The 25469-nt window shown below is 71.1% G+C and carries 24 protein-coding genes; 7 read left to right on the top strand and 17 right to left on the bottom strand.

Annotated elements, in window-relative coordinates:
* Positions 1 to 51: 51 nt before the first annotated feature.
* Complete coding sequence (locus ACQPWU_RS31395; RefSeq protein ID WP_433427956.1) at positions 52 to 648, top strand: TetR/AcrR family transcriptional regulator; 597 nt, start codon at positions 52 to 54, stop codon at positions 646 to 648.
* Between the two features lie 13 nt (positions 649 to 661).
* Here ACQPWU_RS31395 and ACQPWU_RS31390 read toward each other — a convergent pair whose 3' ends face one another.
* Positions 662 to 1348, bottom strand: a complete 687-nt coding sequence (locus ACQPWU_RS31390) for an SDR family oxidoreductase (RefSeq protein ID WP_433427953.1) — start codon at positions 1346 to 1348, stop codon at positions 662 to 664.
* 72 nt (positions 1349 to 1420) lie between these two features.
* On the opposite strand from ACQPWU_RS31390, the gene ACQPWU_RS31385 reads away from it, so the two are divergent.
* Positions 1421 to 1993: a TetR/AcrR family transcriptional regulator gene (locus tag ACQPWU_RS31385; protein ID WP_433427950.1), complete on the top strand. Its 573-nt coding sequence runs from the start codon at positions 1421 to 1423 to the stop codon at positions 1991 to 1993.
* Between the two features lie 7 nt (positions 1994 to 2000).
* Here the strand turns inward: ACQPWU_RS31385 and ACQPWU_RS31380 are convergent, their stop codons facing one another.
* From ACQPWU_RS31380 to ACQPWU_RS31370, 3 genes are all read right to left on the bottom strand, one after another.
* Positions 2001 to 2396, bottom strand: coding sequence for a tautomerase family protein (locus tag ACQPWU_RS31380; RefSeq protein ID WP_433427947.1), 396 nt, complete (start codon positions 2394 to 2396; stop codon positions 2001 to 2003).
* A gap of 41 nt (positions 2397 to 2437) precedes the next feature.
* Positions 2438 to 2995 (bottom strand): TetR/AcrR family transcriptional regulator, encoded by a 558-nt coding sequence (locus tag ACQPWU_RS31375; protein ID WP_433445336.1) that lies wholly within the window; start codon positions 2993 to 2995, stop codon positions 2438 to 2440.
* A gap of 73 nt (positions 2996 to 3068) precedes the next feature.
* The gene (locus tag ACQPWU_RS31370) at positions 3069 to 3386 is read right to left on the bottom strand and encodes an ArsR/SmtB family transcription factor (RefSeq protein WP_433427944.1); all 318 of its coding nucleotides are present in this window, start codon (positions 3384 to 3386) and stop codon (positions 3069 to 3071) included.
* A gap of 93 nt (positions 3387 to 3479) precedes the next feature.
* On the opposite strand from ACQPWU_RS31370, the gene ACQPWU_RS31365 reads away from it, so the two are divergent.
* On the top strand, positions 3480 to 4481 hold the full coding sequence (locus ACQPWU_RS31365) for a zinc-dependent alcohol dehydrogenase family protein (RefSeq protein WP_433427942.1): 1002 nt from the start codon (positions 3480 to 3482) through the stop codon (positions 4479 to 4481).
* 10 nt (positions 4482 to 4491) lie between these two features.
* Here the strand turns inward: ACQPWU_RS31365 and ACQPWU_RS31360 are convergent, their stop codons facing one another.
* Positions 4492 to 5238 carry a class I SAM-dependent methyltransferase gene (locus ACQPWU_RS31360; protein WP_433427939.1) on the bottom strand — a complete coding sequence of 249 codons (747 nt, stop codon included), beginning with the start codon at positions 5236 to 5238 and terminating at the stop codon, positions 4492 to 4494.
* Positions 5239 to 5430: 192 nt separating this feature from the next.
* Between ACQPWU_RS31360 and ACQPWU_RS31355 the strand changes: the two genes are divergently transcribed.
* Positions 5431 to 6360 carry an alpha/beta fold hydrolase gene (locus ACQPWU_RS31355; RefSeq protein ID WP_433427936.1) on the top strand — a complete coding sequence of 310 codons (930 nt, stop codon included), beginning with the start codon at positions 5431 to 5433 and terminating at the stop codon, positions 6358 to 6360.
* Between the two features lie 223 nt (positions 6361 to 6583).
* Here the strand turns inward: ACQPWU_RS31355 and ACQPWU_RS31350 are convergent, their stop codons facing one another.
* Positions 6584 to 7426 (bottom strand): SMP-30/gluconolactonase/LRE family protein, encoded by an 843-nt coding sequence (locus tag ACQPWU_RS31350; RefSeq protein WP_433427933.1) that lies wholly within the window; start codon positions 7424 to 7426, stop codon positions 6584 to 6586.
* A 54-nt stretch (positions 7427 to 7480) separates the two neighbouring features.
* On the opposite strand from ACQPWU_RS31350, the gene ACQPWU_RS31345 reads away from it, so the two are divergent.
* Positions 7481 to 8050 carry a DUF402 domain-containing protein gene (locus ACQPWU_RS31345; RefSeq protein WP_433427930.1) on the top strand — a complete coding sequence of 190 codons (570 nt, stop codon included), beginning with the start codon at positions 7481 to 7483 and terminating at the stop codon, positions 8048 to 8050.
* A 66-nt stretch (positions 8051 to 8116) separates the two neighbouring features.
* On the opposite strand, the gene ACQPWU_RS31340 is transcribed toward ACQPWU_RS31345, so the two are convergent.
* The 5 genes from ACQPWU_RS31340 to ACQPWU_RS31320 form a co-directional block, all read right to left on the bottom strand.
* Entirely contained in the window at positions 8117 to 9631 is a 1515-nt protein-coding gene (locus ACQPWU_RS31340; protein ID WP_433427927.1) for a helicase HerA-like domain-containing protein, read from the bottom strand.
* Between the two features lie 873 nt (positions 9632 to 10504).
* The gene (locus ACQPWU_RS31335) at positions 10505 to 11128 is read right to left on the bottom strand and encodes a hypothetical protein (RefSeq protein WP_433427925.1); all 624 of its coding nucleotides are present in this window, start codon (positions 11126 to 11128) and stop codon (positions 10505 to 10507) included.
* Positions 11129 to 11453: 325 nt separating this feature from the next.
* Complete coding sequence (locus ACQPWU_RS31330; protein ID WP_433427923.1) at positions 11454 to 13058, bottom strand: alpha/beta fold hydrolase; 1605 nt, start codon at positions 13056 to 13058, stop codon at positions 11454 to 11456.
* 454 nt (positions 13059 to 13512) lie between these two features.
* A complete protein-coding gene (locus ACQPWU_RS31325) occupies positions 13513 to 14232 on the bottom strand; it encodes a TetR/AcrR family transcriptional regulator (RefSeq protein WP_433427920.1) in 720 nt (239 codons plus the stop codon).
* A 34-nt stretch (positions 14233 to 14266) separates the two neighbouring features.
* On the bottom strand, positions 14267 to 15478 hold the full coding sequence (locus ACQPWU_RS31320) for an FAD-dependent monooxygenase (protein ID WP_433427917.1): 1212 nt from the start codon (positions 15476 to 15478) through the stop codon (positions 14267 to 14269).
* Positions 15479 to 15881: 403 nt separating this feature from the next.
* On the opposite strand from ACQPWU_RS31320, the gene ACQPWU_RS31315 reads away from it, so the two are divergent.
* Complete coding sequence (locus ACQPWU_RS31315) at positions 15882 to 16784, top strand: LLM class flavin-dependent oxidoreductase (protein WP_433427914.1); 903 nt, start codon at positions 15882 to 15884, stop codon at positions 16782 to 16784.
* A 24-nt stretch (positions 16785 to 16808) separates the two neighbouring features.
* Here ACQPWU_RS31315 and ACQPWU_RS31310 read toward each other — a convergent pair whose 3' ends face one another.
* The 5 genes from ACQPWU_RS31310 to ACQPWU_RS31290 all read right to left on the bottom strand — a co-directional run bounded on the left by ACQPWU_RS31310 (position 16809) and on the right by ACQPWU_RS31290 (position 23834).
* Positions 16809 to 17753 (bottom strand): hypothetical protein, encoded by a 945-nt coding sequence (locus tag ACQPWU_RS31310; RefSeq protein ID WP_433427911.1) that lies wholly within the window; start codon positions 17751 to 17753, stop codon positions 16809 to 16811.
* Positions 17750 to 20176, bottom strand: coding sequence for an AAA family ATPase (locus tag ACQPWU_RS31305; protein ID WP_433427909.1), 2427 nt, complete (start codon positions 20174 to 20176; stop codon positions 17750 to 17752). Before ACQPWU_RS31305 ends, ACQPWU_RS31310 begins: the two co-directional genes overlap by 4 nt.
* Entirely contained in the window at positions 20176 to 21315 is a 1140-nt protein-coding gene (locus ACQPWU_RS31300) for an exonuclease SbcCD subunit D (protein WP_433427907.1), read from the bottom strand. Before ACQPWU_RS31300 ends, ACQPWU_RS31305 begins: the two co-directional genes overlap by 1 nt.
* A gap of 14 nt (positions 21316 to 21329) precedes the next feature.
* Entirely contained in the window at positions 21330 to 23087 is a 1758-nt protein-coding gene (locus ACQPWU_RS31295) for an ATP-binding protein (RefSeq protein WP_433427905.1), read from the bottom strand.
* 177 nt (positions 23088 to 23264) lie between these two features.
* Complete coding sequence (locus tag ACQPWU_RS31290) at positions 23265 to 23834, bottom strand: CGNR zinc finger domain-containing protein (protein ID WP_433445335.1); 570 nt, start codon at positions 23832 to 23834, stop codon at positions 23265 to 23267.
* A gap of 74 nt (positions 23835 to 23908) precedes the next feature.
* Between ACQPWU_RS31290 and ACQPWU_RS31285 the strand changes: the two genes are divergently transcribed.
* Positions 23909 to 25180: an MFS transporter gene (locus tag ACQPWU_RS31285; protein WP_433427904.1), complete on the top strand. Its 1272-nt coding sequence runs from the start codon at positions 23909 to 23911 to the stop codon at positions 25178 to 25180.
* Here the strand turns inward: ACQPWU_RS31285 and ACQPWU_RS31280 are convergent.
* Entirely contained in the window at positions 25167 to 25319 is a 153-nt protein-coding gene (locus tag ACQPWU_RS31280; RefSeq protein ID WP_433427901.1) for a hypothetical protein, read from the bottom strand. The genes ACQPWU_RS31285 and ACQPWU_RS31280 overlap by 14 nt on opposite strands.
* Positions 25320 to 25469 lie beyond the last annotated feature (150 nt).

Below are 25469 nucleotides of genomic sequence, written 5' to 3'. Positions count from 1 at the left end.
TCGAGTACGATATGGAGGGCCACCCCGTTTTGCAAGCCCGCCGGAGACCGCATGCATCACGACAGCCGTACGCCGTCCGACCGGCCGATGCGTGCCGACGCGCGCCGCAACTACGAGCGCATCCTCGCCGCGGCCACCTCGGCCATCGCCCAGGACGGCGCCGACGCGTCGCTGGAGGAGATAGCCCGGCGCGCCGGCGTCGGCTCGGCCACCTTGCACCGGCACTTCCCCTCCCGGCAGAGGCTGCTGGAGGCCGTCTTCCGCGGCAAGGTCGAGGCCCTGTGCGCCGCGGCGGGCGACCTGGCCACCGACGCGGATCCGGGACATGCCCTGGTCGCCTGGCTCCGCGGCGTCGCCACCCACGCCGTGTCCAACCGGGGCCTGGCCGCGTCCCTGATGCGCGATCCCGGGGACGGCGACCCCACCCTGGGCGCGACCTGCCACTCCATGATCGTGAGTGCCGGGGAGGAGCTGCTGGGCCGCGCCGAGCGGGCGGGCGCCGTACGACCGGGCATCTCGATCGTCGAGCTGCTCACGCTTGTCAACGCCATCGCCCTGGCCACGGAGCACGAACCCGACGGCGCGGCCCGGGCTGACCGGCTGCTCGACCTCGCCCTCGACGGCGTGCGCCCCGCGCCAGGGCGATGACGGTGCGGGGGCCTCAGGCCACGGTGAAGCCTCCGTCGACGGGGAGGATCGATCCGGTCACGTAGGCGGCGCCGATGAGGTAGCGGACCGCGCCGGCGACGTCGCCGGGGCGGCCGACCCGCCCGGCCGGCACCATGTCGGCCGCGACCGCGAACTGGGCCTGCCTCTGATCCTCGGGCAGGAACGACCACCACGGGGTGTCGACGGCGCCCGGTGACACGGCGTTGACCCGTACCGGTGCGAGCTCGGTCGCCAGGGGTGAGACGATCCGCTCGATCGCGCCGTTCACCGCGGCGAACGTCACGGTCCCGGGCAGCGCCGCCCGCGCGGACGAGGCGGAGATCATCGTGATCGAATCGCTCACCTGGGCGTGCTGGATGGCGAACAGGTACGAGAAGAGCTTTCCGTCGAATGCGGATCTGATGTCGTCGACAGCGATGTCCTTGAGCGCCCCGCCGCCGAGCGCGCCCGGGCTGAACGCCAGGACCAGGTGGTCGAAGAGGCCGATCCGGTCGAAGAACGCCGTGACGTCGTCCTCGGAGGTGCCGTCCACCTGCTCCGCGGACGCCACCCGGTCCTTGACCGCGGCGAGCTTCTGCGGGTCCCTGCCGGTGACGATCACCTCGGCGCCGTCGTCCGCCAGCAGCTCTGCCGTGGCCAGCCCGATGCCGGACGTGCCACCCATGATCACAACGCGCATGCCGTGCCTCCCTTTGAGAAACGTTACGTCACGTAAATATATATGGACGTGGCCTCTTGTAAAGTCGGTGGCATGACGGATGATCGGCGCCGGGGGCGGCCGCGCAACGAAGCGACCCGGCAGGCGATTCTCGCCGCCGCGATCGACGAGCTGCGCGAACGCGGGTACGGTGCTCTGACCATCGAGGGCATCGCGGCCCGCTCCGGCGCGGGCAAGCCGACGATCTATCGCTGGTGGGGGTCCAAGGCCGATGTCGTCCTCGATGCCCTGCTCGACCGGGCGGCCGTGCACAGCCCCGTTCCGGACGAGGGCTCGCTGCCCGCGGACCTGGTGGCGTTCCTGAACGCCACGTTCCGGCAGCACGACGAGCGGCCGATCCTGATCGGCCTCATGGCTCAGGCGTTGCTCGATCCGGTCTTCGCCAAGGCGTTCCGGGATCGATTCCTGTTCAGCCGCCGCGCGGCCCTGCGCGAGATCCTGGACCGTGCCGTCGCGCGGGGAGAGATCGCCGCGGACGTGGATCCCGAGCTGCTCGTCGACGTGGTCTACGGCGTGCTGTGGTACCGCCTGATGCTCGACCACCTGCCGCTGGACGAGACGGCGGGCAAGCAGCTCGCCGAGCTGCTCGTCCGCGCGGTTCGCTGACCATCCGTCACAGGCCGGCCTCGGCGTACTGCGCCACGCCGTCGCCGAACGACCAGTCGATCGGCTGGTTCTCGTAGATCGTGACGAACACGTTCCGCGGCTCGGTGTCCGCGTACTCCTCGGCGAGCTCGGCGATCCTGCGGTAGAGGGCCTGCTTCTGGCTCGCCGTACGGCCCGAGCGCATGGTGATGGCGACGAACACGATGTCGTCGTCCCGGTGAACGCCGAGGTAGTCGTCGTCGTAGCGGAACATGCGATGCGTGCCGTCGTGGCTGGTGAGCACCTGGAACCTGTCGTCCTGTGGGATGCCGATGGCGTCGACCAGGGCATCGTGTACGGCCCGGCCCAGGGCGTCCAGCCGCTTCTCGTCTGCGCGGAGCGCATCAATACGAACAAAGGGCATGATTTCGTCCTTTCGGATGATTCACTCGGTGAGCGGGTACCTCAGCGGACGTGTCCGGCAAGCAGGCCGAGCGCGCCGTCGACGGCCTGCGCGTACACCTCCGCGTCACCGGCGGCGCGGGCCAGTACGTACCCGCCCTGCAGCACGGCGACGAGCGCGGTGGCGGTGGCCGCCGGGTCGAGCGCGGTGTCCAGCTCGCCATGTGACCGTGCTTCCGCGAGGACGCCGGCGAGCCGGGCGCGCAGCCAGGCGAAGGTCTCCTCGACCGGACGGCGTAGCACGGAATCGTCCATCACGTCCGGGTCCTGGGTAAGGCGGCCGACCGGGCAGCCCCGGAGCGCTTCCCGCTCCCGGCGCAGGTAAGCGGTGATCCGCTGGACGGGAGTCCCGGAGCCGGAGAACTCCGCCTCCGCGCGAGCGCGCATGTCGTCGGCGCTGCGGGCGATCGCGGCCAGCGCCAGATCGGGCTTGCCGCGGAAGTGGTGGTACATGCTGCCCTGGCCGGCCCCGGATCGCTCCTGGATCGCCTTCGGCGAGGTGCCCACGTATCCGCGCTCCCACAGCAGCTCTCGGGTGCTCTCGATCAGCCGTTCTCTCATGTCCACGGTCACGATCGTACATACTAGTAGGTACAGAGGCAACCTGGGGGCGGCGAAGCGGAGATCGCAGGAGTCAGCGCGCCGTGGCCTGGGGCGTGGTGAGGGCGTCGAGCAGGCCGGGGAACGCCTCGTCCATCTCTGTGCGGCGGAGGGCGTTCATTCGTGAGGTCCCGACGTAGTACTGCCGGATCAGGCCCGCCTCACGCAGGACGTTGAAGTGGTGGGTGGCGGTGGACTTGCTGACCGGTATGTCGAAATCGCCGCACTTGATGTCCTCGCCGGTGGCGTCGAGCTGCGTGACGATCCTGCGGCGTACCGGATCGACGAGGGCCTCCAGCACCTGCTGGAGGCCGAACTGCGACACCTCTGGGTGCGGCGGTGTACGTCCCATGGGCCCCATAGTACGACAGGTATCGAAGTTTGACAGCGATCGTACTTATGCGCTTCAGTGGGTCACGTTCACAGCGAGCGAAGGATGGTTGGCATGGCAAGGACCGTGCGGTTCCACGAGATCGGCGGGCCCGAGGTGATGCGGCTGGAGGACCTGGAGACAGGCGAGCCGGGACCGGGCGAGGTGCGGATCCGCGTGGACGCGATCGGGGTCAACAGGGCCGAGGCGCTGTTCCGCAGCGGCCAGTACATCGAGCCGGTCAAGCAACTGCCCGCCGGGCTCGGCTCTGAGGCCGCCGGTGTGATCGAGGCTGTCGGCCCCGAGGTGGACGGGTTCGAAGTGGGGCAGGCGGTCAGTGTCGTGCCGGCCTTCTCGTACAACGACTACGGCATGTACGCCGAACAGGCGATCGCGCCGGCGCGCGCCCTCCTGCATCGCCCCGACGGGGTGGACGCGGTCTCCGGCGCGGCGGTGTGGATGCCCTACCTCACCGCGTACGGCGCGATGGTGGAGGTGGGCGGGATGCGGGCCGGCGACGTGGCGGTGCTGAACGCGGCCTCCAGCAGCGTCGGCCTGGCCGCGATCCACACGGCCAACCGTGTGGGCGCCACACCGATCGCCGTCACCCGCACCCGCGCCAAGAGGCAGCGGTTGATCGAGGAGGGCGCGGCCGAGGTGATCGTCTCCGAGGAGGAGGACGTGGCGGGACGAGTGCTGGCGCTGACCGGCGGAAAGGGCGCCGAGTACGTCTTCGACGCCGTCGCCGGACCGGGCGTGGTTGACCTGGCCCGAGCAGTGGCCCCCGATGGGACGCTGTTCCTGTGGGGCGCGCAGAGCGGGCAGCCGACGCCCTATCCGGGGTTCGACCTGGGCATGCCGGCGCTGAACATGCGCACGTACACGGTGACGCGCGAGATCACCCACGATCCGCAGCGGATGCTGCGGGCGGCGGCGTTCGTCGCCTCGGGCCTGCGTACCGGGGCCTTCCGCCCGGTGGTCGATCGCGTGTTCCCGCTGGAGGAGATCGTGCGGGCGCACCAGTACATGGAGTCCAACGCCCAGTTCGGCAAGATCGTGATCACCGTGGCCCACTGACCGCCAGAGCTCAGGAAACCTTCTGGGCGATCAGCACCTGCAGCGCCACCGGTTCGACGAGTCGCCCGCTCGGATCGGCTGCCAGCAGAGCGTCGGTGATCTCTCGTTCGAAGGCGGGCCGCCGATCGCCGAGCAGCCGCCGCAGCGGGAGCGAGGTCGAATACAGGTAGCCGATGATCCGGTCCACCGTCCACGGCCGCTCGAACTCATGGACCACTCGGGCGACGTCCCGGAACGGCGAACGAGCCAGCACCGCTTCATGCGGCTCGGCCCACGTCCCCGCATTGGATTGGGGGAGCGGGCCCAGGAAGCGGTGCTGCACTTCCTCGATGGCGTGCTGCCACGGCGTTACTGCTCGCGCCATGCAGCCGTCATTGGCGATCACCACGCCGCCCGCGTTCTCCACCATGCCGGCCAGCGCTCCCAGCACCTGCTCACGATCCATCCAGTGGAACGAGCGCCCCATGGTCACCAGCCGGAACCGCCCCAACCCGCCTGGCAGGTCCGCTGAACCGCCACGCACCCAGGTCACGTTGCCGACCTCACCCGCGAGGGCCTGCCGGGCGGCCTCGGCGAGCATGTCCGGCTCAGGATCGACACCGACCGCTTCCGCGACATGACCGGCAAGCGGAATGGCCAGTTGGCCGGTGCCACAGCCGAGGTCGAGCAGACGTCCAGAGCCGTCGAGCCCGAAGCGCCGGACCAGATCGTCGAAGAACACCTTCGGATAGCCCGGACGGAAGCGCGCGTAGAACACACCTGTCCCGGCGAACAGTCCGCCACTCGACACCACGCCACCCTACCCAGATGCGCACGGCGGCCGGGCAGGCGCAGTGACGTAATGAGAGAGTCTCATCCTGATTGATGAGGGTTCTCCGGCCGCTGCTCCCAGAAGCGGTTCGGCCTGGAGGACGAGGTGGCCGGGCGATCGCGTCCCTAGATTCGTGACGTGTCCAAGAGAGCCGTGGTCGCCCGAGCACTGCGCAGGGCCGCCGTCTGGTGCGCGGTGGTGGTCGTACTGGCGGCCGTCACCGGGTTCTGTTACGAGTCCGTGGCCCGGCAGGGCGACCCACCCGCGCCTGGGCGGCTGGTGGACGTGGGCGGCCATCGGCTGCACGTGCAGTGCACGGGCTCGGGAACGCCGACCGTCGTACTCGAAGCGGGCTTGGCGGAGTCCAGCGCGAGCTGGGACGTGATCCAGCGCGGACTGCCTGGCCGCGTGTGCGCGTACGACCGCGCGGGATACGCCTGGAGCGAGGACGGCCCCGCCCCTCGTACGGCGGACCGCGCCGCGGCGGAGCTGCGCGCGCTGCTCGCCGCAGTGGGCGAGGCGGGGCCGTACGTCCTGGTCGGGCACTCCTACGGCGGCACGATTGTGCGGCTCTTCGCGCACCGCTGGCCCGCGTTGACCGCCGGACTCGTGCTGATCGACGTGACGGACGAGAACGCCACCGAAGCCCTCCAGGTCTCCCGTCCGCTGCTCGCCGCGCAGTTCACCGTCAACCAGGTCCTGGCGCGCGTCGGCGTGCTGCGGCTGTTCGGCGACGGGCTGGTGCCCGCCGACGCCACCGCGGCGGCGCGCGCGAGCGCTCCCGTCGTCTACGGCGCGGGCAGCATGGGCGCCGCCCGCGCCGAGGCCTGGGCCGCGGCGGACAGCGCCGCCCAGGTCCGAGCGACGGTACGACCAGGCGCGTGGCGCGACCTGCCGGTGGCGGTCGTCATCCCCGCGGGCCAGCCCGCGACAGCGGTCGAGCAGGCCAGACGCCTCGCCGCGCTGTCCAGCCGCGGCCGGGTCGTCGTCGCCACCACCACGGACCACTATGTGCAGCACGCCCAGCCCGACCTGGTGATCGAAGCGATCAGGTCGGTCCGGCGATAGGCGCGCGTTGAACGCCGGCGGGAGTCGAAGCGCTCCGCCGCGGCTGGGTCTGACCCGAGTTTCGTGGTGACCGCTGGTTGCGGTGATGATGTGGTCATGGCGAACAGGCGACACGTCATGTCCTGGGCCGGCGCGCTCGCGTCCGGCATGGTGTTCCCGACGTGTTCCCTCGACTCCGCGTCCAAGACCGGCGATCCGGCCACGTCCCCCAGAGGGGAGGACCTCACGGCCAGCCGGCGCCGGGTACGCCGACTTCGGCGGTGAGCACCTGACCGGAGCCGGGCACGACCATCTCCGCCTCGGTCATGCCCTGCCATTGGGCCGCCACGATGAACAGCGTCGTCCCGTCGGGACCGCCCAGGGCGCAGGCGAAGCCGCCGCGGTCCAGCTGGACGGTCTGCAGCACCTTGCCCCCTTCGGCGACGCGAACGCATTGCCGGTTGGGCACGTCGGCGTACCAGACCGCGCTCTGCTCGTCGACGCAGATGCCGTCCGGGGTGCCCTCGCCGAGGTCGGCCCAGATGCGCCGATCGGACAGCCCGCCGTCGGGGCCGATGTCGAAGGCCACCAGCTGGTGGCGGTAGGAGTCCGCGACGATGAGGGTGGAGTTGTCCGCGAGCACCGCCATGCCGTTGGGGAAGGCGATGTCGTCGCCTGCCTGCCGCACCGACCCGTCGGCGGCGGCCAGGTACACCGAGCCGGGCTGGAACGTCTCCCCGGCCATGGGGTCGAAGCCGGCGCGGTTGACGTAGGCGTTGCCGCGGCCGTCTACCACGATGTCGTTCCAGCCGGGCCGGCCGAGATCCGCGTGAGTGACCAGCGACCCGTCGGGCTCCAGGCGCAGCAGCCGGCCCTCCGGAGACGAAACGATCAGAAGCCTGCCCTCCGGCGACCACGCGGTGCACAGCGGCAACGACGCGACCCGCGCGACGGCCTCGCTGCCGCCATCGAGATCGACGGCGATGACCTCACCCGCGCTCCAGTCGGAGACGTACAACCGGTCACCGTGCCACCGCGGCGACTCGACCAGCCCTCGACCCGTCAGCAACGTGTCTACCTTGCGCATTTCCACCACACCCTTGTCCGTCGCGAGAGCTTGGCTTGCTCATCGTCCACACGAATGGCCGTCGATCAGATCGACAGTCCCGTGCCCTGCCGGTGGACGCCGGATAAGTTGCCACATGTGACTGATCTGCGAATCGTGTACCGGAAGTACGGCGGAGCATTGCACTGGAACCACCCCGGGCGATTGCTGGGCGAGGACGAACACGGAGTTTGGGTGGACGTGCCCGGCGGAACAGTCGCCCGCAAGGGCGAAGGCCCGCCGATCACATGGGAGACCACCGCGATCATGCTCTTCCCCCGAGACGCCTGGTGGACGGCATCGTTCAACTCACCGCCACACCGGAGCGAAATCTACGTCGACGTCACCACCGTCCCGGAGTGGAGGGACGGCGAGGTGACGATGCTGGACCTCGACCTCGATGTCATCCGAATGCGGGACGGACGCCTCATCCTCGACGACCAGGACGAGTTCGCCGAACATCAGGTCCTCCTTGGCTACCCACCCGAACTGATCGCCCAAGCGGAAGCCAGCGCCCGTTGGCTGATGGACGCGGTAGGCCAGAGAAAGGAACCCTTCGGCGGCGCGCACCTCGAGTGGCTGGCACGGACTGGGCAACTCAGCTGAACGTCTTCCGTTTCCCGGCGCTGCCACCGTGATTTGCCACAACGGCAAGCTTGGACGTGCTCTGGTTCAGCGGCGCCCGCGACGGGCGGTGCCGAAGATGGATCTGGTGATCTCCCGGCCGAGGGCGGACGCCGCCGACCTCGCCATGGAGCGGAACTCCTTCGACTCCAGCACGTTCTCCAGCACGGACTGCCTCGGTTCGCGTGCCGGCTCGCGCGGAGCTTTGGGAGCGGGACCGGCGGGAGTCTCGGCGGGTTGCTGCTGCGCGCTCAGCTTCTCGGACAGGATCTCGTAGGCCGACTGGCGGTCGACCGCTGCGCCGTACTTCCGCTGAAGTGGCGAGGCGGCGATGACGCCCTGGACCACCTGCGGGCTCGACGGCGCCATGAGCGTCTGAGGGGCGCGCAGGCGCGTCCAGGCCACCGGGGTCGGCGCGCCCGTCTCCGACAGGACCGTGACGACGGCCTCGCCGATGCCCAGCTCGGTGAGCAGCCGTTCCAGGTCGTAGGAGGAGTCGGGGAAGGTCGAGACGGTGGCTTTGAGCGCCTTGGCGTCCTGGGGGGTGAAGGCGCGCAGGGCGTGCTGCAGGCGCGCGCCGAGCTGGGCCAGCACATCGGCCGGTACGTCCTTCGGCGTCTGGGTGACGAAGAACACGCCCACGCCCTTCGACCGGATCAGCCGCACTGTCTGGGCGATCGACTGCAGGAACGCCTTGGACGCGCCGTCGAACAGCAGATGCGCCTCGTCGAAGAAGAACACGAGCTTGGGCTTATCGACATCGCCCACCTCGGGGAGCTCATGGAAGAGATCGGCGAGCAGCCACATCAGGAAGGTGGAGAAGAGCTGCGGCCGGTCCTGCACGGCGGGCAGCTCGAGAATGGAGATCGTCCCATGGCCGTCCTGCGCCACGCGGAGCAGGTCGCGCACGTCGAACTCCGGCTCGCCGAAGAACGCCTCCGCCCCCAGCGCTTCGAAGTTGGTCAGCGTACGGAGGATGACCCCTGCCGTCGCCGCCGACAGCCCGCCGATCCCGCTGAGTGCCTGCGGAGTGTCGGTCAGATACCGGATGACCGCGATCAGGTCCTTGAGGTCCAGCAGGGGCAATCCGTGCTTGTCGGCGAAATAGAAGATCAATCCGAGCGACGACTCCTGCGTCTCGTTGAGCCCGAGGACCTTGGCGAGCAGGGTCGGCCCGAAGGCGGTCATGGTGGCGCGGATCGGGACGCCGTCCCCCAGACCGCCCAGCGAGAAGAACTCCACCGGACAGGCCGCGGGCTGCCACGTCTGCCCCACCTCGGTGGCACGCCTCGTGACGCGCTCGGAGGCCGTGCCGGGCGAGGCGAGCCCTGACAGGTCGCCCTTCATGTCGGCGAGGAAGACCGGAACGCCCTGGGCCGCGAGCTCCTCCGCCATGAGCTGGAGGGTCTTGGTCTTCCCCGTTCCGGTGGCCCCGGCCACCAGTCCGTGCCGGTTCAGCATGCTCAGAGGGATCCGGATCTGCTCTGAGGGGGCGGCGGTGCCGTCCTCACGTACCAGGGCCCCGAGCTCCAGCGCCGGCCCCTCGAAGTCGTACCCCTTCATCGCTTGGGCTTTCTGTCAGGAGGGCCACCCGCCCTCTCGTATTCCGTGGTCCGGAACCCTTGCCGGTTGTGTGGGCGCTTCCGCCGTCGCGGCCAGGCACACGAACTGCCGTCTGGCGAGCATCGCTCTCCCTCCGGCTGGGGTTCATGCCGGTGGAGCCCGCTCAGGCCCCGCTTTTCACGGTAGGCGGCGGCTGGTCAAGGTCACCCCAAAGGCGGGTCGGCGGCATCCTCAGGTGGGCATATCCGGGGCGGTCCCCCGACCGTCCGCCGGTCGGTGCAGCCTCGTCGGGGGAGGGCCGGGAGCCGACGGGGTGCCGGCGATCCCGGCCGGGATCTCGTCCGTCGACAGGGGAGGATCGACAGGTCCCACAGCGGCCTGAGCCCCGCTGGTCGCATCACGATGAACGCGCGCACCCCCTGCCTCCCCGCACCGGGGTGGCTTTTCGCAGGGCGTCGCTTCCCCGGCTGGTCATCCTTCTGGATCTCAATGGTGTGACCGCAGGAAGGGCTGGGTACGGCGATCATCAAACGGTCGGTGGCTTCCAGTGGGCTCGTGACAGCAAGGGTGTCGTGGTCCGGTGGGGCAAGAACGGAAAGACCTCCATCCGCCAGTACGACGGCGCCGTCAAGCGGACCTGGCACGTGCGCGGCTGCCCTGTCGGCCAGGGACAAGGCACCTTCACCCCGTCTGGCCGCCGATTCGTCACCGCCTGCATGTCCCTGGAACGGTCAGCCTGCGTCCGGGACACGGCCACCGGCAAGGCCGTGACCCGGATCAAGCCGGCGTTCAGCCCCGTCTGGGGATCCGTGCGCGAAGCAGGGCTTCTACCCCCGGTTCGACGCTCGCGGCGAAGGCTGAGGGGCTTCCTGATCATTTCTTGTCGACCAGTTCGTAGCCGCCCTTGATCACGGGCGCGTCGGCCGCGGGGGCCATGCACTTGCGCAGCTGACCGTCACCGGGCTGAGGGCCCCCGCTCAGCCCGATCCGGCTGGGGCCCCTGCCCTTCCCGGCGACGTAGAAGCTGACACCCATGCGCGTATGTTCCTTCAGCAGCTCCTCCCAGGGCCCGCCGGGGGTGACCCTGGTGAGCGTGCCGGTGATGGTCGCGGTGGGTCCGCCGGTGGTCAGGCAGTCGACCTCGAGATCACCCCAGTTGGTGAACCACGTCCCGTCAGGCAGCTTGAGCCGGTGGGAGATCCGGAACGTCCCCCACGATCTGGTCGGCGTGGATGCGCCGTTCGGATTGAACGTGGCGTGGGCGTCGACGGTGACCTGGATGTCGTTGTCGGGCGCCGGGAAGTACATCCTGGCCCACCCCTTGAGATGGGAGGTCTTCACGCCGGGCGCGGCCGGGCTCTCGAGGGCGGACGGGCCCGGGGTGGGCGCGTCGGCCGCCGCCCAGGACGCGGGGAAGATCGCGGCCGTGAGAGTCGCGGCGAGGCCGACCGCGGCGGTCAGGCCCAGAACCGACGCGCGGCGGGTCCGGTTGATCATTGCGTGCACTCCGATCGAGCGGGTCGTACTTTCGACCTCACGAGCCTTTCGAACGGCACCCGGCCGTGGTTCCCCCGCCCGGGGGATCATGCTCCCCCTCGCGGGCGAACCCCACTGGGGCCAGGGGAGCGAGCGGCCGGTCCTCGCGGAAGCGGACGATCGGGGCGAACCGCCGGCCTCGGCTGCTCCTCCACGGGCGCCCCCGCATCGCCGGCACCCCTTTCACCCTCCAACTCAGTAATGAGCGTCGGAAGAGACGCCGTCCATGGCCATGTGCCTGGGCCATGGACGGCGTCATGCGTGCTCAGCCGCGGTCGGTGGCGGCTCAGCCGGACGTTCTGGCCGTGCTCGGCCGGGAGAAGGGCGGGGTCGCGAGTGAGCCGCCCCAGGGGAGAGGGTCGGTCGGCCACACCTCAGGCTGCCGCTTGACCTTGGCCTCGGCTCTGCCGCCTACCGGGCAGCGGAAGCCGTGCGGAGGAACGGTCAGCGACATCAGGTAGTTGTCGATGGGCACCGTGCTGCACTCGTCCTTGCCGTAGATGCGGTGCCCCCAGCCCTCGTAGGTGAGCAGCACCGCCTTGGGGCCGAGCCGGCGGGCCACGTTGGCGGACCAGAGGTACGGCGTGGAGGGGTCGTGGAGCGAGTTGCCCAGCAGCAGCGGAGTACTGCCCGTGTAGCGCAGCCGGTGCTGCGGGTTGGTGGTGGGATGGCCGAGGCAGACGGGCAGGTCCTCGATCGGCATCGGGTTGAGGCGCATGTCGGGGGCGAGGCGGCCGGAGCTCCGCAGCAGTGCGGCGTACTCCCGGTAGTTGCGCACCCGCAGGTTGTAGTCCTCGCAGAGGATCGCGGTCGGCAGCTGGGCGACTTCCCCCGTCACAGGCTGCCGGCCGGGCAGCGGAGGCACCCACTCCGGCAGCGGCCCGCCGTCCAGGGCGCGCAGCATCTCGCTCAGCAGTTGCCAGGCGGGCCCCTCGGTGCCCAGCACGCCCTGCCAGAGGACCTGCACCTCGGTCATCGGGCGATCCGTGACGCCCGGGTAGTACAGCTCGCCGCTGCGCGCCTTGGCCAGCAGCCGCTCCCACACCGCCCGGACGTCCTGCCCGTGCAGCGCGCAGGCGGACTCGCTGTCACACCAGGCGACGAACTCGTCGAAGGCGTCCTCGACGGTGGCCGCCTCCGTGTCGAGGAAAGCCTTGACGCCGAGGCTGTGGTCCATGTTGCTGTCGAGGGCCAGGGCACGGATCCGGTGCGGGAACAGCTCGGCGTACATCTGCCCGATCAGCGTGCCGTAGGAGATCCCGTAGTAGGTGAGCTTCTCCTCGCCGAGTGCGGCGCGGATGGCGTCCAGGTCCCGCGCGACGTCGACCGAGTCGACGTGGTCGTACAGAGGGCCGGTACGGGCCCGGCAGTCCCGCCGCAGCCTCTTGGCGTAGGCGATCCACTTGTCGAAGTCGGCCTGGCTCGTCATGACCGCGTACGGCATCTGGTTGTACACCGACGCCGAGCAGATCACCGGGTGGCTGCGGCCCACGCCCCTGGGGTCGAAGCCGACGATGTCGAAGTGCCGCTGGAGTTCCTCGGTGAAGAAGCCGGGGGCGCCGTACGCGGCCTCCACGCCGGATCCACCAGGGCCGCCCGGGTTGATCACCAGGGAGCCGATCCGGGCCGCGGAATCGGTGGCCTTGCGCCGGGCGAGGGCCAGGTCGATGGCGGGGCCGTTCGGCTTGGACCAGTCGATCGGGACGGCCAGCGTGCCGCACTCGGCGGAGGGCTCCTCCTCGCAGGGCGCCCAGACGATGGCGCCTTCGCAGCCTCCGCCGGGGCTCCGTCCGGGGTGGCCGCGCCTGCGGCCGTCGAGGTGGGTAAAAGCGCCGCTAACGCTACGAAGGCGGCAGCCAGCACACCGTACTTTCGTCGCACAATGCTCCAATCGTCGTCGGCTGGCCCCCGCGCGGCACGCGGCCGACTCTGATCATCCCCGTAGCCCGGCGATGCGCGGTGAGCGCGCGCCGCGGTGGGCAGGCCGAGCGCAACATCCAGCCGATCCACACCGTCGGTACGTCCTACCGCGAAACTTCCGGACATGTCCGAGACTTATTCCTTATTCACGACATGATCAGAATTGATGTGATCTCGGCAAGACCGGCGGCGCCGACCTGACCGATCGGTTCGCCCTGCTGGAAGGCCGCCCGCTCGACAAGGACCACCTGGTGGACTTTGTGGACGCGGTCATGCTCCCCGCGCTGCGCCAGCCCGCCTCCTGAGCCCGGCGATTCAGCCCTCAGGCGTCGTCGCCGGAGAAGAGGTCGATCATCTCGTCGAAAGCGGCGGATTCGAGTCGATGATGCGGATATGTCGCGCAGGCCGCGCCGGCGTGGGCCGGCTCATTGTTGGAGGGTCTGGCTGCGTTCGATGAGGTCCAGCATCGCCTTCTGGATCTGGCGCAGGACGCCGACGATCTCCTCGGCGGCTGCGGCGATGGCTGAGTCGCTGGGGGCGACGGGAGGTTCGAGCAGTTGGGCCACGGCGTCGGCGAGGACCTGGTCAGGGTCGTCGACGCCGTGGGGGGCGGTGGCCGGGTCGGACAAGGCGGCGCCGAACCCGGTGAGCACGGCGTGCACGGTGTAGGTCAGGTCGGGCAGGGGACGGTCGTCGCGGATCAGTCCGTGGCGGTGATGGATCGGCATGCCCGTCTCACACAGCGCGCTGGGCGTGGTGCGGGCGAACAGCTCGCGGTCGCCGGCCTGCTGCGTGAGCAGCCGCAACAAGTCGGCGTCGCCGCTTTGAACACGGCGTGCCAGGGGGAGTTTCAGCCCTGTGCGGATCAGCAGCGGGGCCATGCGGTGCGGCAGTACGGTGGCGGGGTCGGCGGTGATGCGGGTGATGATCTCGTCCATGAAGGTCAGCAGTTCGCGGGCGAACAATCCGAGGATGAGGTCTTCCTTGGCGGGCCAGTACAGGTAGACGGTGCCCTTGCCGACCCCTGCCGCGCGGGCGATCTCGCTGACGGTCACCTTGCGTACGCCGTGGTCGAGCACCAGCTCGCGTGCGCTGTCCAGGATGCGGGCGGCTTTGCGCGAGTGGCGCTCGATCAGCTGGCTCACCTGGGCTGTCCTCTTCTTTCGTGCTGGAGTCGGGTCACACGGCGGCGACGTCGAGGGTTTTGTTCTTCATGTCGGCGCCGTTCATTATCTTGCCCATGGCCTGCCCGATGACCGGCGCGCGCATGAGGCGGAGCATCACGGAGCGCATGATCTGTTCCTTGCGGTCGTGGGGCGTGAAGATCCTTCGCATGATCAGCGCGCTGTCCTGCTCGGTCTGGATGAAGGGCCGCATCCGGGCCTCCCACGCGTCCAGCGCGGCGGGCAGGTCGCCGGGGTGGCGCTGCAGCATGGTGCCCAGGAGCTCGCCTCCGGCGATGCCGCTGGAGGCGCCCATGCCCGCGTACAGGGTCACGCACCAGGCGGCGTCGCCGACCAGGACCACCCGACCCTGGTGCCAGCGCGGCATCTTGACCTGGTTCACCGAGTCGAACAGGAACTCCGGAGCCTGCTCGAACGCCGTGAGCAACCTCTCCAGGAGCGGTCCGGTGGGCTGCGGGCCGAACGCGGCCCGGATGGACTCGATCGGCGGGCGGGCGAACTCGGCGTCGACGTCGCCGGTGCGGTAGGAGAACAGCAGGCCCGGCGCGTGGTCGGAGAAGGGGAAGATCCACGCTGAGCGTCCCGGCTCGGCCAGGGTCAGGCCCTGGTCCTGGCCGAGGCCCTCGATCGGCTTGTCCAGGACGGTGGCGCCGATCATGTAATTCAGCGGACGCAGATAGTCCTCGGGACCGAAGGCCAGCTTGCGCACGGTCGAGCGCATCCCGTCGGCGCCCACCACCAGGTCGAAGCGCTCGGTGACGGTGGTGCCGGCCGCGGTGTCGCGCAGGGTGACCTCAGCCGCTGAGTCGTCCTGGGTGATGTGGGTGGGCACGGTGGAATAGCGGATCTCCACATCGGCCGGCAGTGCGGAGAACAGCGCCTGCTCGATGTCGCCGCGCAGCACGACCCGCGGTTTGCCGGGCAGGCCGGCCAGGCTCATGCCGACGGTGTGGCGTCCGGCCCGGTTCACCTCGTAGGGGGCAGGCCGCGGGGTACGGTCGCCGATCGCATCCAGCACGCCCAGCCGCCGCGCGGAGGCGAGCCCGGCGCCGAACACCAGGATGAAGTACCCGCCTGAGCGGCGCGCCGGGGCCCGCTCCACCAGCACCGGCTCCCAGCCGACCTGCCGTAGCCGTAGCGCGGTGGCGATGCCCGCGATCCCGAGCCCCACCACCAGCGCCCGGCCATGCCCGACTGCGTCCTTCATGACGCTCCTTTCTGTCGTGTCACCGTGACTCTATCTGACGAACTGACCAAACCGGTTCTAATGGTCAGTTTGCCAAACGCAACCGTATGCCGTTCAGTGCTTCGCTGCGCAGTCGTAGAGGGTGGCGCCGCCTCCCATGAGGCCACCGCTCGTTGGACTGCCCGGCGTGGAGGCGGTGGGACTTCCCCCATACGCGGCGCGGGGACCTCGGCGCAGTTGCCCCGGAACTCGTCCAGTCCTTCAGTTGCTGGGCGGTGACCTCCCGGACTGGCGTCGGTGGTGCCGCCGCTGTTGTTGCCGTCCAAGCGCCACCGCTCACACCGATGAGTTCACGCCGTCCGCCCGGTCTGCCTTCTTGAAGGACATGACCCGACATGGGCTTCAGCGGACGGAGGACAGCGGAATGAGTGGTGTGCAGCTAGGGGTCAGCCTCCCCACAAGCGGAGAGCACGCGACGCCGGAGGCGATCGTCCAGGTGGCGGAGGAGGCGGAACGCGCCGGGCTCGGCTCGGTCTGGACGTACGAGCGGCTGCTCCGGCCGACCGTGCCGATCGCGATGGGCGGCGAGGGCGGGCCGGTGATGGACCCGCCGGAGGGGTTCGCCAACGTCTACGACCCCCTGGAGGTGCTCGGCCATGTCGCCGCCCGCACCGAACGGATCAAGCTGGGCACCAGCGTGCTGAACGCGCTGTTCCACAACCCGGTGGTACTGGCCCGGCGGATCGCCACCCTCGACCGGCTGAGCGGCGGGCGGCTGCTGGCGGGCGTCGGGCAGGGCTGGATGTCCCAGGAGTTCGAGGCCGCCGGGGTGTCGATGAAGCGGCGTGGGGACGGCTTCGAGGAGCATGTGCGGGCGATGCAGGCCGTGTGGGGGCCGGACCCGGTGAGTTTCGAGGGGCGCTTCTACCAGATCCCCGAGTGCGAGATCGGCCCCAAGCCGGTGCGCGGGGGCGGCCCGGTCCTGCTGGTCGGCGCCGGCGCACCCGCCGCGATCGAGCGCGCGGCCCGGCTCGGCGCCGGGACGACCCTGGTGATCTTCGACTGGGACGCGCTGACCGGCACGATCGAGGCGTACCGGCAGGCGGCGCGGGCCGCCGGTCACCCCGCGGGCCCCGTCGTGGTGCAGGTCAACGGGGCGGTGACCGCGAAACCGCTGAACGAGCGGGCGCCGCTGACCGGCTCCGCCGAGCAGGTCGCGGGCGATCTGGACCGGCTGGACCATCTGGCCGTCGACCACGTCTTCTGGGCGATGCCCGGTACGCCGGCCGAATGCGTCCAGTCCATCGCCCCGCTCCTGACCCGCTGACAGAGACGATGCGGCGAGCAGCGTCTAACCGGCCGCCACCGTGCGCAGCGCGCGGTAGAGCAGGCGGCTGTCGCCCAGGTGATGACGTAGGAGCTTCTCCAGGCCGCCGATCGGGATCAGGTTCTGGGGGGCGCGCGGGTCCTTGTAGTCCACGCCGGCCAGTGGAGGCAGGGCCAGGGTGACCTCGTCGGCCAGCCGTACGACCTGGGCCGGGTCCAGGTCGGCGCTGGCCTCGCAGCGTGCCACGCCCGCCCACGGGGCGGGCGACTGGACGGGGAGCCGCAGGTACCAGGCGTGACGCCGCCAGCTGGTGCCCATGAGGAACACGGGCGTGCGCTGGCCGGGCGTGAGCGCGGCGACGACCGCGGACTGCGGCGGCGGCAGGTAGGCGGTGTGGTGGGTCTTGATGTAGCCGACCGTGCGCGGCAGGTGGGTACGCCCGCGCAGCGGCCCGTCCACCAGGAGCAGGTCGTCGCTCCGTGACCGGTGCCGCACCGCCAGGTCCACCTCGAGCTGGGTGACCTGCCGTTGCAGCGCCAGGGACAGCTCCTCGAACGACGCGTCGGCGGACTTGCTGGGGTGGTAGGTGGCGTGTGTGGTCTTGACCTCGGGCGCGTGCGGGGAGGCGGAGATCAGCGTCCGGTTGACCTGGATCTCGGCCAGGTCGGCTCCCTCCGGGCCGCAGCGGACGATCCCGGCCGCGTAGGAGGCGGCGATGCCGGGTACGGGCATGGGCGCGTCGGGGTCGTGGACCCAGACGCGGGCGTCGATCCTGCGGACGCCGTCGGCGACGAGCAGGGTCTCGGGGGCTGAGGCGCCGGGTCCGGGCGTGACGGGTTTCCAGTCGGCGGGCGGCTGCTCGACGTCGAGGATCAGCTCGGCCGTGGTGTCGCCCAGCTCGGAGATGTTCTCGACGGCGAGGGCGGCGGCGTAGCCGGGGTCCCATGGGTCGACGGTGAATCCCGTCATGGAGCGATGGCCGCCTTCCGTACGTGGGAGCCCTTGCCGTCGCGCCTGACCTCGAAGCGCACGGGGACGCGGTCGGCGAGCGCGGGCACGTGGGTGACGACACCGATCATGCGTTCCTGGCCGGCGGCGAGGCGTTCGAGGGTGGTGGCGACGGTGTCGAGCGTGGCCGGGTCGAGGGTGCCGAACCCCTCGTCCAGGAAGATCGAATCGAGCCTCCTGGCGACGGCGCCGGACAGGGCCAGCGCCAGGGCGAGGGCGGCCTGGAAGGTCTCGCCGCCGGACAGGGTGCGGGCGCTGCGCCGCATGCCGGCCTCGCCGTAGTCGATGACCTCGATGTCGCCGGTCTTGTCGGCGAGCGCGAGCTCGTACTGGCCGTCGGACAGCTCGCGCAGCGTGTCGGAGGCGGAGGCGACGAGCACGGCGAGGGCTTCGGCGCACAGCCAGCGCTCGAAGGCGTTGGCGCGCAGGCGCAGGGCAAGCTCGTGGGCGACCTTGGCCTCGTGCTCCTTCTGGGCGACCTGGCCTTCCAGGTCGGCGGCGCGCTTGCGTTCCTCCTTGAGCCGGTCGAGGGCGCTGTCGGCGCGGGCGACGGCGGCGGCGACGGCGGCACCGAGCTGGTCGGGGGAGGCGTCGCGCTGGGTGACGACCCCCTGCTCGGCCAGGCGCTCGGCCAGCCTGCGATGGTCGGCGGCGAGCCGGTCGCGGGCCTGGGCGAGCTGCTCCTCGCGTTCGGCGAGCGCGGTGCGGGCGGCCTGCGCGGCCCGGTCGCGCCAGCCGAGCAGCTCGGTCCAGGCCCGGTGCAGGTCCTCGCGGGCGAGGGGCGGCGGCGGGTCGTCCTGGGCGCCGGAGACGAGCAGCCGGTCGCGGGCGGCCTCCAGCGTGCGCCAGGCGGACTCGGTCTGGCGCTCGACCTGTTCGGCCGCGGCCCGCGCCTGCTCAAGCCGGCCGCGTGCGGCGCGTACGGCGGTGCGCGTCTGGGTGGCCAGCTGGTCGGCCTTGGCGATGGCGGCCAGCCGCGCTTCGAGCTCGGCCCGGTCGCCGGGGGCGGGCAGCGCGGCCAGCTCGGACTCCAGCCGGGCAGCCTGCGTGGCCAGCATCGACATCGAGGTCTCGGCCTTGGCCTGGGCGGCCCCGGCGCGCTGGGCGCGTTCGCGGGCGCCTGCCAGGGCGCGGTCGGCGGTGCGCATGTCGGCGGGAGGCTCGTGCTGGGGCAGCTCCGCGACCGGGTGCCGGCAGACCGGGCACGGCTCGCCGACGGCCAGCCGGTTGAGCAGGTGGGCGGCGGCGTGGGCGTCGCGCAGGCGTTCCCGCCGGGTCTCGGCTGCGGCGAGCGCTTGTTCGGCGGCGGCCCGCTCGGCGGCCAGGCCCTCGAGCGACGCGGCGGCCGACGTGGCGGCGGCGCGGGCGCGCGTGGCCTCGCCCTGCAGGCGTTCGCGGGCGTCGAGCGCGGCCAGCGCCGCACGGGGCGCGCCGCGGTCACCGAGCGCGGCCAGCGCCTCGTACGCCTCGTGCTCGTCGGCCTCCAGCCGGGCCACGTCGGCGGCCAGCGTCTCGACCGACTCGGCGGCGGCCCGGCGGGCCGCGGCCAGGTTGGCGACGGCGGCGGGCATGCGCAGTGACGACAGCACCGACTGGCGTTCTGCCACTGCGGCCCGTTCCTGCTCGGCGCGGCGGATGTCGCCGTCGCGGGCGCGCAGCAGGTCCAGGTCGGCGCCGATGGTCTCGGCCAGCCGCCGCAGCGCCGCCAGCCGCTCGCTCAGCTCCCGCTCGGCCTCCTCCGTCGCGCCGGACAGCTTGGCGAGCTGGTCGCGGGCGAAGGAGGCGGCCTGCTTGGCGGCCTCCTCCTCGCGGGCGGCGCTCTGCCTGATCCGCTCGTAGACGTCGGCGTCGAGCAGCTGCACCAGCAGGTCCTGCCGCTCACGCGGCGCGGCGTGCAGGAACTCCGCGAAGCGGCCCTGCGGCAGCACCACACACTGGGTGAAGAACCGGTACTCCAGCCCGGTCACCCGCTGCGCCTCCGGGGTGACGTTCTCGCCCTCGGCGATCGGCTTGACCACCGCGTCGAACGCCTGCCCGAGCGGCGCGGCGCCGTCCAGCTCGTCGAGCCTGGCCTCTTTGGTGCGCACCGCGCCCTTGGCGTCGCGCACCATCGCGCGGACCACGCCGTAGCGCCGGCCGTCGCTGTCGAACACCATGGCCACCTTGCCGGCGGAGACGGACGGCGCCAGCGCGTGGGCGACGGCGCCCTCCCTGCCCCAGCGCGGCACGGTGCCGTACAGGGCGAAGCAGATCGCGTCGATGATCGTGCTCTTGCCCGCGCCGGTCGGGCCCACGAGCGCGAAGTACTCGGTGTCGGAGAAGTCGACGGTCACCGGCTCGCGGAAGCTGCCGAAGTGGTCCAGGTGCAGCAGCAGGGGACGCATCAGCCGGTCACCTCGTCGTAGAGCCGGTCGAACAGCGCGGCCACCTGCTCGTCGTGGCGGCCGGTGGCGCTCAGGTAGTCGCGGAAGAGCTCGCGCGGGCTGTGCTCGGCCGAGCTCGCCCTGCGGGTCGCGGGCACCGGCCTGAACCGCTCGTCCAGCATGACGTCGACGGTGCCCGACAGCAGCTCGCGCACGTCGTCGGCCAGGCCGACACGTGGCTTCTCCTCCACGATCACCTTCAGCCAGTCGTCGCCCGGCTCGATGCCCTCCAACTGCTCCAGAGTGCCGCGCACGGTCCGCAGCCTGCGGGCCGAGGTGAACGTCAGCTCGTTCACCACGGCCGGCCGTCCGGGGGAGACCTCGACCAGCAGCGCGCCCGGAGTGTTGCCCTCCTCGCCGAAGTCGACGGCCAGCGGCGAGCCGCTGTACCAGATCGGGCAGGGGCCGGGGATCTGCTGGCGGCGGTGCAGGTGGCCGAGGGCGGCGTACTGGGTGGCGGCCGGGAACGCGGTCGGCTCGAAGTAGTAGGAGAAGATCGACTGCGCCTCCCGCTCGCCGCCCCCGAACGCGCCGCCGGGCAGCGTGCCGTGGGTGGTGATCAGGTTGACCGTGTCGGCGTGGAAGCCGGCGGTGAGCGCGCCGATCAGCTCGCCGATGCGGGAGGCGTAGTCGCGGTTGTGGTCGGCGGCCGTGCCGGTGAGGACCTCGGCGGCGCGTACGACGTACCGGTGCGACAGGAAGGGGAGCACGGCCAGCCGCACCGGCTCGCCCGAGCGCGCGGTGAACGCGAGCGTGCCGCCCGCGTCGGGGCGCCGGAACGAGCCGATCACGTGCAGGCCCAGCTTGCCGAGCACCGGCCGGTAGACCTCCAGCAGTTGCGGGTTGTCGTGGTTGCCGGCCAGCACCACCACGTCCCGGCCGTCGCCGCGCAGCGCCATGAGCGCGTTGAGCACCAGCGACTGCGCCTCGGGCGTGGGCGCGGAGGTGTCGAACAGGTCGCCGGCCACGATGACGGCGTCCACGTCGTGGGTACGGGCGGCGGAGACCAGCTCGCGCAGCACGGCCCGGTGCTCGTCAATCCGGGGGCGGCCCTTGAGCACCTTGCCCACGTGCCAGTCCGCGGTGTGCAGGATCTTCACGAAACCACCTGTGGTCAGAAGGGCGGGATGTCGTCTTCGACGCCGGGCAGGCCCTGGAACGGATCGGCCGAAGCCTTCGCCGGTGGGGCCGCCGCCTCGGAGGGCCGGGTCGCCCAGGCCGGGAAGGGGAACGCGACGGCCAGCGGGACCGGGATCTCCGGCTGGGCGACGAACATGGTGCCAGGCTTGGCGATCGTCGCGCGTTCCCGGACGGCCGGAGGCAGCCAGCCGTACTCGGACCGGGCCGCCTCGGCCGGGTCCAGACGGCCGGCGACGCGTACGGCGCTGTTGGAGACGATGCGCCGCTCCACCTCCGAGGCCGTCTGCTGGGCGCCGATGAGGATGACGCCGAGCGAGCGGCCCCGCTCGGCCACGTCCAGCAGGATCTCCTTGATGGGGGAGTCGCCCTCGCGCGGCGCGTACTTGTTCAGCTCGTCCAGCACCACGAACAGCAGCGGCCGGGCCGTGCCCGAGGACTCCTTGCGGTGGAACTCCCCGCGCAGCACCACGCCCACCACGAACCGCTGCGCCCGCTCCGGCAGGTTGTGCAGGTCCACGATCGACACCTGCGCGTCGGAGGTGCGGACCGAGTGGCTGCGGTAGAACGGCAGGTCGCCCCGGACGATGGGGGACAGCGGGCGCACCGCGCTGCGCAACCGGCGCAGGAAGGCGTTGACGGTGCCGAGCGGCGTCTGCGCGCCGCTCCACTCGCCGCGCGCGCTCTCGTCCTGCAGCTGGTCGGACAGCATCTCGACGAGGTCGGAGAACGTACGGCAGGCGATGCCGCGCACCATGATCGCGCCACCGTCGCCCACCGGCTCGGCCCACGCCTTCAGCCGGGCGGCGACCTGCCCCACCAGCAGCGAGTAGCCGGCCCGCTCGTCGTCGGCGTCGGCGAACACGAACCGCAGCAGCTCCTCCTCGCAGAACTCCACCAGCGTCCAGTAGAAGGAGCTCACCCCCTGCGTGCGGGCCGAGACGTGCGGCACGCCGTTGGGGTCGCCCGGGCGGGGCGGCGCGAACACGTGGACGCTCCCGAACGCCTTGGCGGGCAGCCCCAGCCGGGCGTAGACGCTGGTGGCGCGCTCGTCGAGCCGGAGGTTGTCGTGGTCGAGGAAGAGCAGGTCCTCGCCCTTGACGGAGAAGATCAGCGCCTTGGTGTTGGCCGCCTCGCCTTCCAGGACACCCGAGTTGAAGATCGAGTAAAGCAGGAAGGTGGCGAACGAGGTCTTGGTGGCCACGCCGGACACGCCCGAGATGGACACGTGGGCGCCGCGGGTGCCGTCGAGGAAGTCGAAGTTGACGTACAGCGGCTGGCCGTCGCGGCCCATCCCCAGGGGGATCCGCCGGTCCATCACGTCGAAGTACAGTGCCTGGTCACGGTCGCCCGCGCCGGCCAGATAGACCCTGGAACCGGGCAGCGGCGGCACGAACACCTCCGGCTCGACCCTCGTCACCCGCACCTCCGCCACCTCGACCACGGCGGCCGGCAGCGCGCCGTCGGCGATCAGGAAGACGTCGGAGTCGTACGCGGCGCCCTCGTGCCTGGCCTCCACGGTCGTCACCACGCCCGCCACCAGCACCAGGCCGTAGCCCGGCACCTCGCGCCTGGTCACCACCACGTCGTCGAGCTGGACGACCTTGCCCGGCTCCAGGCCCACCCAGAACGACAGCGGCGAGGCCGCCTGGGTGCCGAGCACCCTCCCGACCGCCTCACCGGCCGCAGACGTCGCCGCCGTCGCCTGATGGTTAACCGCCCCGTTGACCGTCACTCATCCCTCCGCCCCCACGCATGCCGCTCTAATGGAGCGTAGTCGGCTTGAGGGGTGCGTCCGGCTCATTTCGCAGGCGGGAACCCCGATGCGCTGAGCAGAAAGGTGGCGCTCCGGGTGACCACGACGGCCACATCCGCACGGAGCCTCAAACGCCTGGTCAGCTGGGGCATCCTCTCAGGCCGGGCGCCGCGCCCCCGAACGGGCCCGGAAGGCTGCCGCCTTCGTCCGGCTCTGGCAGGACCGGGAGCAGAACTGGCGCACCCCGTTGCGGGAGGCGTCGACGTACACGCGGTCGCACTGCCTGGCCTGGCAGACGCCGAGGCGTCCGCCGAGGTCGCTGCCGATGGCCAGCGTCAGGGCGGAGGCGATGCCCGCACTCCACCCCACGGCCAGGCTGTCGTCGGCGCCGTGGAAGTGGACCTGCCATGGCTCACCGGGAGTCCGGTTGAGCTGCGGTCGCGCGCCCGTGCTGATGATCAGCGCGTTGACGATGGCAGCCGCCTCGTCGTCCTGGTGAGCGTCCATGGCCTCGAAGACCTGCCGGACCTTCAACGCGGTTCCGGCCAGATAGAGGGACTCCTCCATCGAGACCGTCACGTCGCCCGGCAGCACGGCGCCGATCGCGGAGGGCAGCGCCTCTCCCGTCGGCGCCACGTACGGTTTGCCGCCGTTGGCGCCGCCGGTCATGACGTTCACGAGCGACACCGCGGTGTCGAGCAGGATCGCCACGTGACTATCGAACATCACTTGACTGGTCACTCCTAACGCCTTAAGGTCCGTGACTGATGTTATCAGTTTCGTCGGTCACGGAGGTTGCCGTGCAGGTCGCAGGCGGTGGGGAGCGCTTGCCGCGTACCGTGTGGTGGCTCGTCCTTGCGCGGGCGGTCAACCGGCTGGGGGCCTTCTCTCTCGGGTTCCTCACTGTCCTGATCACCACGGAGTTCGGCGTGGGCGCCGTCGCCGCCGGTTCGATCTCCGCCGCCTTCGGCGTGGCCACCATCCCATCCCGGCTTCTGGGCGGCGTCCTGGCTGACCGGTTCGGCAGGCGTCGCACGATCGTCGCAGGTCTGGCCGGGTGCGCTCTGGCCCAGGCAGGCATCGCTGTCTCCGAGAACCTGGTGCTGCTCGCCGGGTTCGCCGTCCTGCTTGGGCTGGTCTTCGAGATCTACGAGCCGCCGTCCCAGGCGATGATCGCGGACGCCGTACGACCCGCTCAGCAGGCACAGGCTTTCAGCCTGTTCAACACGGCCATGGCAGTCGGAGGCATGGGCGCGGGCCTGATCGCCGCGGGACTGGGACGGTGGGACCTGCGTTGGCTGTTCGTCGTGGACGCCGCCACCTGCGTGGCCTGCGCGATCGTGGTCCGCCTCGTCCTACCCGCCGACCGGTCCGCCCGCCGACCCTCCGGTGACATCCTCGCCCTCACCCGCCCGGATCACCGCTCGCCCTCGGTCCCGAGCCAGGCCGAGGGCGCTGCGGCCGTCGCGGGACCCGCCTGGCGCGACCGTAGCCTCCTCGTGCTCCTGGCCTCCGGCACCTTCTTCGCGCTGATCTACATGCAGGTCATGATGGCCCTGCCGCTGGCGCTCGTGCAGCGCGGCCTGCCGGCCGCCGACGCCGGGCTGCTGTCGGCCGTCTCCGCGGTGGTCATGGTGGTCTGCCAGCCGCTGCTGAGGTGGACGGCGGCACTGTCCCACCACGCGGCGATGACCGCCGGCTACCTGCTGCTCGCCGCCGGCCTCGCCGGCTATGCCGTGGCGGGCGGGTTGCCGGGCCATCTCGTCGCCACGATGGTGTGGAGCGCCGGTGATTCGCTGATGTTCGGACGCAGCTACGCCATGGTCGCCGGCATCGCCCCTGAGGACGCCCGGGGGCGCTACCTGTCGATCTTCGGCATCTCCTGGGGGTTCGCCACCGTCCTGGCACCCCTGTGCAGTACGCAACTCCTCGAACGTGCCGGGCCCAGCGGGCTGTGGAGTGCCCTGGCCATCGCATGCCTGCTGCTGGCCATCGCGCAGCCCATGGTGCTGAAACCCTTGCTCAGCAGGCGGGCCGCCGGCTCCGGCGTACCCGGCCTCACGGCGAGCTGACTCCCTGCCCTGACGCGGCGCGGATGGCGCGGGTGTCGGCCTCCCGCACGTACACCGGCGGTTCCCGTGGCGGGACCGCGTGGGCGCCGTACTCCCCCTCCTCATGGCCGGCCTTCTTCCGGTCAGCCGATTCCTTCATCGAGGGGGCGAAGCATCTCCAAGAGGGCAGATGGCCGGCGGTCGGGGCGGGCGAGCGTATCCGCGACCGGCACCTCGGCCAGGGGTGTTGACCAGCGGCCACCGGCCGTCATCGCCCCCTTGCCGACGCCCTCCGGCCGCATCGCCTCAG

The sequence above is a fragment of the Nonomuraea sp. CA-141351 genome (assembly GCF_050944675.1).
Classification (GTDB): Bacteria; Actinomycetota; Actinomycetes; order Streptosporangiales; family Streptosporangiaceae; genus Nonomuraea.
The sequence above is the reverse complement of the archived record's forward strand: the minus strand, read 5'-3'. Positions and strand labels throughout refer to the sequence as shown.

Coding starts and splice junctions, on each gene's coding strand:
- ACQPWU_RS31395 (WP_433427956.1), top strand. CDS start 52: ATGCATCACGACAGCCGTACGCCGTCCGACCGGCCGATGCGTGCCGAC.
- ACQPWU_RS31390 (WP_433427953.1), bottom strand. CDS start 1,348: ATGCGCGTTGTGATCATGGGTGGCACGTCCGGCATCGGGCTGGCCACG.
- ACQPWU_RS31385 (WP_433427950.1), top strand. CDS start 1,421: ATGACGGATGATCGGCGCCGGGGGCGGCCGCGCAACGAAGCGACCCGG.
- ACQPWU_RS31380 (WP_433427947.1), bottom strand. CDS start 2,396: ATGCCCTTTGTTCGTATTGATGCGCTCCGCGCAGACGAGAAGCGGCTG.
- ACQPWU_RS31375 (WP_433445336.1), bottom strand. CDS start 2,995: ATGAGAGAACGGCTGATCGAGAGCACCCGAGAGCTGCTGTGGGAGCGC.
- ACQPWU_RS31370 (WP_433427944.1), bottom strand. CDS start 3,386: ATGGGACGTACACCGCCGCACCCAGAGGTGTCGCAGTTCGGCCTCCAG.
- ACQPWU_RS31365 (WP_433427942.1), top strand. CDS start 3,480: ATGGCAAGGACCGTGCGGTTCCACGAGATCGGCGGGCCCGAGGTGATG.
- ACQPWU_RS31350 (WP_433427933.1), bottom strand. CDS start 7,426: ATGCGCAAGGTAGACACGTTGCTGACGGGTCGAGGGCTGGTCGAGTCG.
- ACQPWU_RS31345 (WP_433427930.1), top strand. CDS start 7,481: ATGGCCGTCGATCAGATCGACAGTCCCGTGCCCTGCCGGTGGACGCCG.
- ACQPWU_RS31340 (WP_433427927.1), bottom strand. CDS start 9,631: ATGAAGGGGTACGACTTCGAGGGGCCGGCGCTGGAGCTCGGGGCCCTG.
- ACQPWU_RS31335 (WP_433427925.1), bottom strand. CDS start 11,128: ATGATCAACCGGACCCGCCGCGCGTCGGTTCTGGGCCTGACCGCCGCG.
- ACQPWU_RS31320 (WP_433427917.1), bottom strand. CDS start 15,478: ATGAAGGACGCAGTCGGGCATGGCCGGGCGCTGGTGGTGGGGCTCGGG.
- ACQPWU_RS31315 (WP_433427914.1), top strand. CDS start 15,882: ATGAGTGGTGTGCAGCTAGGGGTCAGCCTCCCCACAAGCGGAGAGCAC.
- ACQPWU_RS31310 (WP_433427911.1), bottom strand. CDS start 17,753: ATGACGGGATTCACCGTCGACCCATGGGACCCCGGCTACGCCGCCGCC.
- ACQPWU_RS31305 (WP_433427909.1), bottom strand. CDS start 20,176: ATGCGTCCCCTGCTGCTGCACCTGGACCACTTCGGCAGCTTCCGCGAG.
- ACQPWU_RS31290 (WP_433445335.1), bottom strand. CDS start 23,834: ATGTTCGATAGTCACGTGGCGATCCTGCTCGACACCGCGGTGTCGCTC.
- ACQPWU_RS31280 (WP_433427901.1), bottom strand. CDS start 25,319: ATGAAGGAATCGGCTGACCGGAAGAAGGCCGGCCATGAGGAGGGGGAG.